Raw genomic sequence first — 11,187 nt, forward strand, 5'->3', positions numbered from 1 at the left:
CGGCGGGGGACGATCATCGCGGTGTGGGTCATGACGTATCGAGTCGGCATGGCTTCGTGGTCGCGGACCAGTCGGCGGTGGAGCATGAGCAGTCGAACGACCGCCTGGCCGCCCGGCGGATCGGTTTCAGGACATGTGGTCACCGAGCAGGTGGCCCACGAGTCTCTCGGCGAGCGTCACCGGTAGCCCTTCAGCCAGAAACGATCGCGATACGAACAGATCTCGCTGCCCTCCACGCACATCGCGTTCCAACACATCCAGCGCCGTCTCCGCCGTTTCGCGATGATCTTCACTTGTCCAGCTCGCGACATCGACCCTGGCTTCCGCCAGTACGGTCGCCGCGTCACGGACGATGAGGTGCTCGGACCCACCAGGGAGTCGCTGCAGGTCCAGGTCGATACCCCCGCGAAAGGCGACATCCCGCAAGCGGGCAGCCGAGAAGTCGTTTCCGCGATATTCGTTTCTGGACCGGCCGAGCCACTCGTCTTTGTCCCACGGCTTTCCGGAGAACGTGACGCTCTCAAGCTCACCCGAGAAACGGCAGTCCACGAACTCCGCATCCAAGAAAGCGATGTTCCGCATTCTCACATCGGCGAACGAGCATGAGACGAAAGTCGCTCGACCGGGGATGATGCGGTTCACTCTACACTCGTCGAAAACACATTCCACATAGACGCTCGGCCGGAGACCGCCCCCCAGTCCCCCGTCGACCAGGCGCGTGCCACGGAAGTCGCATCGAACGAGCCGACTGCCGTTCGCCACAGATATATAGGAGATCCTACGCCCCGAATAGTTCTCGCCCTCCAGCTGGACACCATGGAAGACGAGCTCCTCACCCGCGGCAGCCGGCACTTCTTCCCCAGTCATCGTCGCCCCTCCAAGTGGTGGCCTCACCTCCGGCGAGGCGATACGACGGGCGCTGCCCGACGCGACTCAGGTCAGCGACGGGTGGCACCTGTGAAAGTACCTCTGCGACAAGATTTAGTCCTCGACGGGCGCGACGTGGCCGCCGTCACGCCATCCCCTGATGAGAAGTCCGGCTTCAGCGGAAACCCCTACCGGTTGATCACCCCCGCCCGAAGGCGCGTTGTTCTAATACGTCAGAAGAGGAAAGCAAGAGCGGAGACCCTGACGTACGGGCCCCCGCTCTTACTATCGATCAGGCCATTTACCTGAGGTCGCCGATTTTCAAGCCTCCGACGAACGAGCGCCATTCACTGACGTCGAAGACCGCCACGGCACCACCGGGGTTCTTGCTGTCTCGGACGGCGATGACGCCGCCAAGCGCGGCAATCTCAACACATGCGCCGTTGCCGCCACTTCGGCTACTTTTACGCCAGACGGCGCTGGACAGGTCGGGTGTCACTGACATCCCACTTCCTCTCACTTCATCTCCCGTGCGAGTACATCAGCCATCAGGGCACGTGTGGCCGCTGGACTCAGGGAGACAGCCCGAAGATGTTCGAACACCAGATTATACCGCTGTATGTCCGTTTCGCTCTCCAGAAAGAGGTCGTTGGTCATACTCTCGATGTAAATGACGTCGGCGTTTCCCCGATCGAACTGCATGATGATGAAGCCGCCGTGCATACCGGGATGAGCGCCTCCGCCGAATGGAACGACCTGGAGCGTGATGTTCGGCTCTTCCGCGGCCTCAAGGAGTCGTTGAAGCTGCGCGTGCATGACCTTGCTACCACCGACATGGCGGTGGAGTGCGGCTTCGTCGATCACGGCCCACACATGTGGCGCCTCCTCCATGGCGAGTAGCGCTTGCCGTTGGATGCGCGCTTCGAGACGACCCTCGACCTCATCTCGACTCGCCATGGGCAGCGTTCCCCGGATGACGGCACGGGCGTAGTCCTCGGTCTGGAGCAGCCCGGGGACGAACAACGACTCAAAGTTGAGCAGCCGTCGGGCCTCCTGCTCGAAGCTGATGTAGGCCGCGTACTGATCGGGCAATTCCGGCTCGAAAGCATGCAACCAGCCACGCTCGTTGGATTCCTTCAGGATGGCGACGAGTTCGGCGCGTAGCTGCGCGTCGACGTTGTACAGGTCGAGAAGAGTCCTGAGGGTGCGCGCTTGCGGACGAGCACGGGCCGTCTCAAGACGGTAGAGCGTCGCGCCGTTGATGCCGGTGCGTTCGGTCACCTCGTCCCTGGTCATATCCGCGGTAGCGCGGAGTTTGCGCAGCTCAGAAGCCAAGCGTCGAAGCCTGACGGTCGGGGTGTTCACTCGGGGTGACATGCAGGAGCCTTCTCTCTATGCCGTGAACGCGTACGCCTACCTTGCGTTTTCCCTTGACGCACTCGAAGAGTAGTCAATAGATTACTCGGCGTTGCGATCCGGCGCAGATGAAGTCAAGTACTCAAGGGCACTCCGTCAGGCGCTGCGCCGTCCTGTCCAAGATCTCTCCTGATTGGGGCAGCACTGTGAACACAACGAGCGTCCGGGCGATGGAGCCCCCTGTGAGCCGCCTCGCGCTGGCGGCCCTGCCCGGCTCGGTACGCGCCGCCCGCCGGCATGTCCACGACCTCCTGCGGAGGTGGGAGCTTCCCCACCTCATCGAAACCGCCGAGCTGGTCGTGTCCGAGCTGAGCACCAATGCCATCAAGGCGACCGGCCTCGCCACCGACAGCCCGAGCTACGGCGAGCTGTCCAACGGCCTCAACGCCATCTGCGTCGGCCTGCACGTCGTCGGCCCCTATGCCGTGATCGAGGTATGGGACTCCAGCGACGAGCCCCCACGGCGCGAGGACGCCGACCCTGACGACGAGGGCGGACGCGGCCTCGCGCTGGTCGACGCCTTCAGCGTCCAGTGGGGGTTTCACCACCCGGAGACCGGCGGCAAGGTGGTCTGGGCCCACCTCCACGTGTCATCGCGCTGATCAGCGCAAGCGCTCCCGGAGGCCTGTCTTGCGATTCGACACCGACCTGTCCGAGGTCGCCGACGTGCTGCAGCGGGACAATCCCGGCTGGGTGATCATGTGGGCGGCCTGGCGGCGGAAGTTCTGCGCGTTCTCGTGTGAACCCCTGACGGCGAGCCTGATCGTCGAAGCGGCGACACACGAGAAGCTGATCGCCCTCATGCGCCAGGTCGAGTCCGAGATGAGAAGGGCTCTGTGACCCCGCTCTCATGCTGGATCTTGTGGTGGCGGGAGGACAGCCGACGGTGCAGGATCCCGGCCGACGCGGCGCCGGCCATGAGTGCGAGGACCAGGAGGCCCCATCGCGTCTCGGGTGCGATACGCGTATCCGACTTCGGCGTGGGAGGGGGCGAAGGGAACGTACCGGCACGGTGGTACTCCTCGTCGAGGATCTCGTGGAACCGGCGTTCACGGCGGGTGGAGGTGCTGTTGATCCGCAGATCACGCACGTTGGCCCAGTAGCGGCGGCCCGCCGGTCCGGAGAGCAGCAGGTGGGCGATGGAGCGCAGATGCTCGTCGGTGATGGCGCGCAGCTCGTACTCCATGGCCCACTGCGAGACGATCAGGTTGACATACATGTGCTCGCGCGGCCCGTCACGGTCGTCGGACTCGAAGAAAGGGCCCCACGCGCGCCGGTAGAGCGGATCCTCCATCGCCATCTGGTGAGCGCGAGCGGAGACAGTGCGACCAGAGTGGAGACCAAGACGACCACGATCAGCAGCAGGACGGTGATGAGAGCGCTTCGAGGGAGGCCACGCGCCAGTAACCGAGCGGACAGGCGGGTTTGCGGCACGTGCGGATGCCCTCCGGATCAGGTCGTGACCGTCGGGGGAGGAAGAGTCGCGATCTCCCGGTCGAAATAGCTCAACAAAGCCTCTCCCTTGTCGTACAACTCCGCAAGCTGCGCACGACAGGCGTCGAGCACCGGCTGATCATCGATACGCCGGGCGCCGCTGAGGATTCCGGCATCGTCGTACAAGACCTCGTACATGGTCAGCGACCCCAGGATGACCACTTCCGGCAGCTCAGCGGTAAGCTCCAGGTGGGCGATGGAATCGACGGGAAGGACCCGGATCTTCTCTCCGGCCTCCACACGAATTCTCAGGATCTGCATCTCCCATTGCAGGTACGGAGTGATCGGCTTCTCGACGATACGAAGTCTGCGCAGATCAGGGCCTTGCTCCGAAGTGACAGCACGGCGCATCTCCTCCACGAGGGCGAGTGCGCGTTCCCAATCGCCCTCGGCCATGGCCACCCAGCTGGGAACGTCGGGCTCCTGGAAGCTCTGAGCGCGTTCCAGCTTCCACAACGTTCGCCCATCGAGTCTGTCGAAGTAAGGCCAGAATTCATCGAGATAGGCGGCAGCCCCCAGGCGATGTCCTGGGATGCCGCGGACCCGGTCAAGCATGAGGAATCTCCGGTTTCGCGGCGATGAGCATGTTACGCGGGATGACAACGATGCGCTCGTCGGCGGCGACGGACACATCGTGGGGCAGGCGTCCGGTGTAGGAGACCGTGACGTCGCGCCCGATGATGGCGAAGTCTCCATTGTCCAGTTCCCATATATCGGGACACGACGGGCTGCTGTTGGTATTTCCCAGCTCAAGCGCCGACCTTGCCAAGGCGGCGTTCGAACTCCGCCGATGGATTCGCTTCCCAGGGCCGGGCCATCGTGTCCTCCAGTCATCGGGGCAGTGACCGTAGCTTCCCATGCCACCCGGTCACGGACAACGAACGCCGGGGCGACATCCGGCTCGCCATGTTCACCTCAGACGGCGCCTTTGGTTGTTTGCCGATTAATGGCCAGGAATAGGGACGACCTATTCGTCTATCGACCGAACGGGACTGATCGGCGCACCTGCCGCCCTCCTGGACCGCGAAATGTCGCCACACCCCTTTACAGTGATCCGGTGAGCGAAGAGGGTGCGCCGCCTTCGCCGTGACCAGCACTACGTGCCCCTTCCCGTCGCCGGGGAGGCCGCGCCGGCGCGGCCTCCGCCTCTCACGCTGCCAGCCAAGGCGGCACGGCACGGATGGGGATGATCCACCAAAACGTCCGGCTGAATTGTCCGCGACGGCGCTATGCCGGAGCGGGAGCGGAAATGCCGGTCAGGTCAACGGGTGGTTCACAGGGTCGACCGGGACGGGTGGGATGTGGCGTAGGCAGGCGGGGGCGGTGATGTGCCGGTGGCGGATGAAGTGGGTTTCCAGGGAGACGACGCACGCTCCGGCGCGGGGGTCGTTCTCGGCGACGTGGCCGGCGCTCGGCACCTCGATGACCTTCGCGCGGCGGTACTGGTCGGCCGCCTGCAGCGCCTCCTCGGTCGGGGTGCCGGTGTCCAGCTCGCCGGTCAGCACCAGCACGGGGACGTCCGGCGTCCGGCCGAGACGGTCCCGCGTCCGCTCGCGGCGGTCCGGCCAGCCGACGCACAGGTCGCCGAGGTCGGCGATGCCGTCGACCCAGGCGGCCGGCCTGAACGGCCGGTAGTCCCGGGCGTCCAGGCGGCGCAGCAGCGCTTCGTACTGCCGGGCCCGCACGCGGACCGAGGCGCGCCGGTCCCACAGCACCGGGTAGTCGTTGCAGGCGATGGTCACGTACATCGGCATGCTGAAGCGGCCGCCGCCGGAGGAGCCGCTGATCGGCCGCACCTGTCCGGCCAGCTCCTCCAGCGGGCCGAGGTCACGGTGAACGGCCGCGCGCAGTGCGGACGGCAGCCGGCCCAGCAGGTCCACCCGGCCCGAGGTCAGTTTGTAGACCGTGCTCGCCAGCGCGGTCTCGTCCAGGACGGCGCCCGCGCCGTACCGCACGGGTTGCTCGTCCAGCCGGGCGGCCAGGACCGACAGATCGCCCAGCACCTCTCCCCCGTCGCACGCGCCGCGCGAACGGTGGCACAGCAGGCGCAGGGCTCTGCGCATGGCGCGCGCGGAGGGCCCGCCGAGCATGTCGAAGCGCAACGGGTAGGCGCCGGACAGCACGATGGAGCGGACATGGCTCGGGTGCCGGCGCGCGTACACCGTCATCAGGTACGTCCCGTAGGACTGGCCGAGCAGGTCGAGCCGGTCGATGCCCAGGTGCGCGCGGACGGCGTCGATGTCGTCTGCGGCGGCCGCCGTGGTGTAGTGCCGCAGGGTGGCGCCGAGCTCGCGGCCGCACGCCGTGGCGGCGGCGACCGCCGACGTGTGCGTGCCGCGCAGATCGTCCCATCCGGCCGACCGGCAGGTCAGCGGATCGGACCTGCCGACGCCGCGCGGGTCGACGAGCAGCAGGTCGTGGTCCTGCAGCAGGTCACGGTACCGTCCGGCGTAGTCGCGGTGTCCGATGACCGCCATGCCCGGTCCGCCGGGGTTGGGGACGATCGTCCCTTCGGCCGCGCGGGAGGTGTCGCGCCGGTACACCAGCCGGTAGGCCGCGGCCGTCGTCCCGGCCGCCGGGTCGTCCCGGTCGAGCGGCACACGCAGGGCGCCGCAGACGGCGCCGGGCGGACACTCCTCGGCGCCCTCCGCCACGCCGCCCCGCGCGGGGACAGGCGCGTACGGCGGCACGCTCACGGGGGCAGGGGCGACGGTGGGCGACAACGCAGGGGCAGGAGCGAAGACGGGCGAAGACGCGAGGGCGGGGCCGAAGACGGGCGACGACGCGGGGGCGCGGGCCGGGGGGTACGACGCGTTCGAAGGGGCGGGGGTGTGCGACCACGCGGGGGCGGGCGCGCGGACCGGCGGGTACGTCGACGCGTCGGAAGGGGCGGTGATGCACAGCGGCGGCAGGGTCACGGTCCCGGCCAGCAGTGCCGCGAGGACGGCTCTCACTTGGCGCATGCCATGATCCTGCGACGCCGGGCCTCGCTCCCTCGGCCCGACGCCCCGATAACTACGTCATGATCGGCAAATCAACGGCTCCTCCTTACGTCCCGGGCCCGCGCCCGCCATGCGGAGCCCGTCCCGGCCGCGCAAACCGGCACCGTCAAGATCGGAAAGGTCCTAAGGTGGAGACCAGCCCATTGAGGAAGCGGATGCCCTCATGACACGGCGTGACGGCCTCGCCGCGCCTGCGGCCTCCGCCCGACCACCGACGGAGACCGCCTTGGCCGACCTGGACCCCTCCATCCCCGCGGACATCGACACCACCCGGCCCAGCGTCGCCCGGATGTACGACTACTACCTCGGCGGCAAGGACAACTACGCGGTGGACCGGGCCGCCGTGGACCGCGTGGAGCAGGCCATGCCGGAGATCCGCCTGCTCGCCCAGGAGAACCGCGCGTTCCTGCGCCGCGCCGTGCGTCACATGGCCCGCCAGGGCATCCGCCAGTTCATCGACATCGGCTCCGGCCTGCCCACCGCCGGCAACACCCACGAGATCGCCCAGTCGGTCATCCCCGACGCCCGGGTGGTGTACGTCGACCGCGATCCCATCGTGCTCGCCCACGGCCGCGCCCTGCTCGCCACCGACGGCAACACCCGCGTAGCGGGCGCCGACATGCGCCGCCCGGAGGAGGTCCTCGGCCACCCGGACACCGTCGAGCTCATCGACTTCGACGCCCCGGTCGGCGTCCTGCTCATCGCGATGGTGCACTTCCTCACCATGGAGGAGCAGGAGGGCATCATGGGCACCCTGCACGACGCCCTGGCCCCCGGCAGCCACATCGCCGCGACGCACGTCACCCGGGACGGCCACCCTGTCGAGGCGGTCGAGAAGATCGAGTCCGTCTACGCCTCGACCCCGACCCCGATCTACTTCCGCGAGCACGCCGACGTCGCCCGCTTCTTCGACCGCTTCACCCTCGTCGACCCCGGCCTGGTCACCATCGACGCCTGGCACCCCGACCCGGACGACCCCGCCCCCGCCGCCACCAAATGGCTCTACGGCGCCGTCGCCCGCAAAGACTGACCCCGTCCGATCCCTTCGCCCTTCCTCACGGCCCGCAAAGTCCGCCCACAGGAGTCCACCGATCGCACCTCCCCTCATGCTTCCCACCGCGCGGCATCTTCCAAGGCCCGAGTGGTCGCGTTTTCCGCGTCCTGGACGATCCGGCCGGCGGCGATGGCGCGGCCTCGACTTCGGATCGTCCCTCGTCTCTTCTCCGGCGGGTGCGCGACAGTGGAGCGGCGTCATCGGCGGACGCTCCGGCACCGACCCGGCCATGCGGTCACCGGTCGGTGCCGGGCACGTCGTTCGTACGGGTGGTTCGTGAAACTCCGGTGGGCGATCACGAGGAAGTAGACCGCGGACCGTCGCCCGGCACGAAACCATAGCGGCGGCCCGTGGCCCCAGGGCTTCGCTGTAGTCGCGTGACGTCCGTCGTCACCCGCCCGCGGCGTCCTCGGTCTCCCAGCGCAGCAGGTCGCCCGGCTGGCACTTGAGTACCTCGCAGAGCGCGGCGAGCGTCGCGAAGCGCACCGCCTTAGCGCGGCCATTCTTGAGTACCGCCAGGTTCGCGGGCGTTATCCCGACGCGGTCCGCGAGTTCGCCCACGGACATCTTCCGCCTGGCCAGCATCACGTCGATGTCGACGACGATCGGCATCAGATCACCTCGTCCAACTCGGCCCGCATCCGCGCCGCTTCGGCGTCGCGCGCGACGGCCTGGGCGAGCAGCATCCGCAGCACGAGCACGATGAGCGCGACCCCCAGGATGGCCAGGCCGATGCCGCCCATGATGACGGTGACGCCCGGGTCGTCCCGCTGATCCGGCGCATTGAGTGCCGTGACCGCGAACCACAGGAGGGCGGCCGCCACGATCGCGCCGATCACGGCGTCCACGTACCGGAAGGCGGCGTGGGAGAAGACGGTTCCGCGTCGCACCATCGTCACCAGCCGCCACACGCTGACCAGCGCGACCTGGACCGACACCATGCCCAAGATCGTGATCACGCGTAGCGCGGTCAGCGGGAGCGACCCGTTCTCCGGATGGGTGGCCAACATCCCCACCATCCCTGCCTGTATCAACACGGTGCCGGCGAACACCACCACGAGCACGGCGCGAAGCGCACGTACTGCCAGCTTTCCCATGATCCGTCCTTCCATCGATTTACGATGAAAATCTATCGAATATCGATAGACAGAGCAAGGGCTGACGTAGCGGGCCGGCGGTGGTTTCGCACTATGGCGGGACGCCGCCACCCCTCCCATGACCTGGCGTTCACGCGAACCGTCTGGATCTTGTCGAGTTTCGGGTGGCGAGGCGGCCGGGGTGGCTGGGGTGGCCGAAGCTCCACCGGATCGCGCGTCCGGCGAGCGCGGCGGCGTAGCCGTGCCGCACGGCTCCACGGCGAAACACGCCTCCGCTCAACCATGCGGTCAGCGGATCAGCGCCGAGCACGTCACCTGTACTTCCCCGTGGTCGCCCACCAGCAATTCACAAGCCACCAGCGCACCCGGCGAACCGTCGCCCGGACCCACAACCAGGCCGGCAGCCGCAGGTGCGGGACGGAGATCCAGACATATCCGGAGACCCAGCCGGCATGCTCCCTGACCTCCGGATCGGGACTCCGCATCAGCAGGCGAAGGAGCCCGAGTGTCGACCGATCGACCTCACCTGTGATCCGAACCATGTGGCTCAGAGCGGTCAGTCCCTGCAGGCGGGTCTCCCGACTGTCCGAACGCAGGGCACGCAGCACCAGCGGACCCACCCTGCCCGCGTCGGGCACCGACAAGGAGACCCCTATGAGCGCTACCCCGACGTGCCGCTCGCCTCGTTCGAAAGCGGCCGCGACCTCCCCCGGATCGTCACACCCGATGAGATCGCCGCCGTTCTCCCAATCCAATCGCCTCATCTCCCAGTCCCATGGGCCGGCCGATCGTCATGTCGTCATGGCTGTACGGCGCCGTGGCGCGCAAGGTCTGAGAGCGGCTCAGAGTTCGGGAAGGATCGCTAGTGGAGGCCGTATGGGCTCCTGAAGTCCGGTTCCACGAACAGTCCGGAGGCGCGGACCTCCTGGACGGCGCGGTCGCAGTCGCACGCGCTCTCTATGTACATGTAGTAGTCGTATCCGAAGTGCACCCGAAACCGAGCGTCGTCCTCCAGTTTGCACCAGAAATGCTCGCGCAACACGTGCTGCACCACGTCGATGGACTCGTCCAGCGACAGCCGGGCGCCCGACCTCACGTGGTCCGGACCTTTCCCATCCGGCCCGGGTTCGAATTCCCGGACCCGCAGTGTCCGCACGGACGAGTCGCGCGCGAAGAGCCTGATGGCCCCAAGGTACGCCGCCTCCGTCTCCGCGTAGCCCTCCATTGTCAGGACAGCACCGCCGAAGGTCTTTCCCACGTCCGAGACCGATGTCCACTCATCACCGAGAAACCGTCCCTGATCATCACGATGCCGCGGATCATACTTGGTGACCCTGAACCCATACACGGTCCGCTCCATCGCTAACAGTGCACCCAGGTCTTTCCCTCGTAGTCGTACGTGCCATCCGCGTCGTCTTCGAGCCGAGATCGGGAGTGTCTGATCAACTGCGGATCTGACGATGTAAGGGAGGTGCCCCTGATGACGGAAACCGCCGTGGAGAACGAGAGTGCCCCGCGACACTGCCGTCCCAGCGGCGGCGGTGTGACCCTGTCGCACGCCTCCATAGCGAATCGCGCCTCCGCTCAGCGATGAGGCCGGCGGATCGGCGCCGAACACGTCATCTGTACTTCCTCGTGATCGACCACCAGAGTTTCACGAACCACCAGCGCACCGCGCTGCCCGTCGCCCGGACCCACAACCAGGCCGTCAAGCGCCTGGAACAGTTGTCCTGCTATGAAGGCGGTCAGAAGATTCGCGTACGGCACAAGCTCATGACGCCATCCTTCGGACTCCTGCCAATAGTCATCCACCGCCGAGGTTCCCCGTCTTCGAGGTTGACAACCGGCGCGAGAGAATCATGGTCCCGTTTCCATGAAGCGATCAATAGCTTCTTGCCCCTCGGCCAGCATCAACCGGGCCAAGTCGTCACCCTTTTCGGTGTTGGCGAGCCAGACATCCGTCAGGCCGAACACCCAGTTTCGATTCTCGCCTTCACTCAAAATCCGCTCGAAGGCTTGACGGGGACTCAAATCCCAGGCCTCGAATCCAGAATCTCCGATATTTCCGGCAACAGCCAGGGCGTTCTCAAGGAGAACTTCCAGCGCGCTCAGTGCCGCCTTCCTCGACTCGCCAGGCCCGGCGCCGGACACGATCGTCGCTCGATACATCACATGGCCGAGCGTCACCCAATCATCCAGCCCCTCGTCCAGAACCTCTGCCATCAAAGCGCGGACATGCTCGTTCAACGGGACATAC

General features: G+C 66.8%; 15 protein-coding genes. 3 read left to right on the forward strand and 12 right to left on the reverse strand.

Annotation, left to right across the window (positions count from 1 at the left end):
* Positions 1-126: 126 nt before the first annotated feature.
* The 3 genes from ACZ6QO_RS07155 to ACZ6QO_RS07165 form a co-directional block, all read right to left on the reverse strand.
* A complete protein-coding gene (locus tag ACZ6QO_RS07155; protein WP_465848498.1) occupies positions 127-642 on the reverse strand; it encodes a hypothetical protein in 516 nt (171 codons plus the stop codon).
* 526 nt (positions 643-1,168) lie between these two features.
* Positions 1,169-1,372, reverse strand: a complete 204-nt coding sequence (locus tag ACZ6QO_RS07160) for a DUF397 domain-containing protein (RefSeq protein WP_465848499.1) — start codon at positions 1,370-1,372, stop codon at positions 1,169-1,171.
* A gap of 11 nt (positions 1,373-1,383) precedes the next feature.
* A complete protein-coding gene (locus tag ACZ6QO_RS07165) occupies positions 1,384-2,202 on the reverse strand; it encodes a helix-turn-helix domain-containing protein (protein WP_465848501.1) in 819 nt (272 codons plus the stop codon).
* A gap of 263 nt (positions 2,203-2,465) precedes the next feature.
* On the opposite strand from ACZ6QO_RS07165, the gene ACZ6QO_RS07170 reads away from it, so the two are divergent.
* Together ACZ6QO_RS07170 and ACZ6QO_RS07175 are read left to right on the forward strand one after the other, a co-directional pair.
* On the forward strand, positions 2,466-2,885 hold the full coding sequence (locus tag ACZ6QO_RS07170) for an ATP-binding protein (protein ID WP_465848502.1): 420 nt from the start codon (positions 2,466-2,468) through the stop codon (positions 2,883-2,885).
* Between the two features lie 28 nt (positions 2,886-2,913).
* Positions 2,914-3,123 (forward strand): hypothetical protein, encoded by a 210-nt coding sequence (locus ACZ6QO_RS07175; RefSeq protein WP_465848504.1) that lies wholly within the window; start codon positions 2,914-2,916, stop codon positions 3,121-3,123.
* On the opposite strand, the gene ACZ6QO_RS07180 is transcribed toward ACZ6QO_RS07175, so the two are convergent.
* The 4 genes from ACZ6QO_RS07180 to ACZ6QO_RS07195 all read right to left on the reverse strand — a co-directional run bounded on the left by ACZ6QO_RS07180 (position 3,083) and on the right by ACZ6QO_RS07195 (position 6,740).
* Positions 3,083-3,577: a DUF6082 family protein gene (locus ACZ6QO_RS07180; RefSeq protein ID WP_465848505.1), complete on the reverse strand. Its 495-nt coding sequence runs from the start codon at positions 3,575-3,577 to the stop codon at positions 3,083-3,085. The genes ACZ6QO_RS07175 and ACZ6QO_RS07180 overlap by 41 nt on opposite strands.
* Before the next feature lie 158 nt (positions 3,578-3,735).
* Positions 3,736-4,332, reverse strand: a complete 597-nt coding sequence (locus tag ACZ6QO_RS07185; protein ID WP_465848506.1) for a DUF6879 family protein — start codon at positions 4,330-4,332, stop codon at positions 3,736-3,738.
* Complete coding sequence (locus ACZ6QO_RS07190) at positions 4,325-4,546, reverse strand: hypothetical protein (protein WP_465848508.1); 222 nt, start codon at positions 4,544-4,546, stop codon at positions 4,325-4,327. Before ACZ6QO_RS07190 ends, ACZ6QO_RS07185 begins: the two co-directional genes overlap by 8 nt.
* 487 nt (positions 4,547-5,033) lie before the next feature.
* Positions 5,034-6,740 (reverse strand): alpha/beta hydrolase, encoded by a 1,707-nt coding sequence (locus ACZ6QO_RS07195; RefSeq protein ID WP_465848509.1) that lies wholly within the window; start codon positions 6,738-6,740, stop codon positions 5,034-5,036.
* Between the two features lie 265 nt (positions 6,741-7,005).
* Between ACZ6QO_RS07195 and ACZ6QO_RS07200 the strand changes: the two genes are divergently transcribed.
* Complete coding sequence (locus ACZ6QO_RS07200; RefSeq protein ID WP_465848510.1) at positions 7,006-7,809, forward strand: SAM-dependent methyltransferase; 804 nt, start codon at positions 7,006-7,008, stop codon at positions 7,807-7,809.
* A 414-nt stretch (positions 7,810-8,223) separates the two neighbouring features.
* Here ACZ6QO_RS07200 and ACZ6QO_RS07205 read toward each other — a convergent pair whose 3' ends face one another.
* The 5 genes from ACZ6QO_RS07205 to ACZ6QO_RS07225 form a co-directional block, all read right to left on the reverse strand.
* Positions 8,224-8,445, reverse strand: a complete 222-nt coding sequence (locus tag ACZ6QO_RS07205; RefSeq protein WP_465848511.1) for a helix-turn-helix domain-containing protein — start codon at positions 8,443-8,445, stop codon at positions 8,224-8,226.
* On the reverse strand, positions 8,445-8,930 hold the full coding sequence (locus ACZ6QO_RS07210) for a DUF2975 domain-containing protein (RefSeq protein WP_465848513.1): 486 nt from the start codon (positions 8,928-8,930) through the stop codon (positions 8,445-8,447). Before ACZ6QO_RS07210 ends, ACZ6QO_RS07205 begins: the two co-directional genes overlap by 1 nt.
* Before the next feature lie 862 nt (positions 8,931-9,792).
* A complete protein-coding gene (locus ACZ6QO_RS07215; protein WP_465848514.1) occupies positions 9,793-10,290 on the reverse strand; it encodes a hypothetical protein in 498 nt (165 codons plus the stop codon).
* A gap of 224 nt (positions 10,291-10,514) precedes the next feature.
* Positions 10,515-10,742, reverse strand: coding sequence for a hypothetical protein (locus ACZ6QO_RS07220; RefSeq protein ID WP_465848516.1), 228 nt, complete (start codon positions 10,740-10,742; stop codon positions 10,515-10,517).
* Positions 10,743-10,787: 45 nt separating this feature from the next.
* On the reverse strand, positions 10,788-11,177 hold the full coding sequence (locus ACZ6QO_RS07225; RefSeq protein ID WP_465848518.1) for a hypothetical protein: 390 nt from the start codon (positions 11,175-11,177) through the stop codon (positions 10,788-10,790).
* Between the last annotated feature and the right edge of the window lie 10 nt (positions 11,178-11,187).

The organism is Sphaerisporangium sp. NPDC049457 (assembly GCF_055586705.1).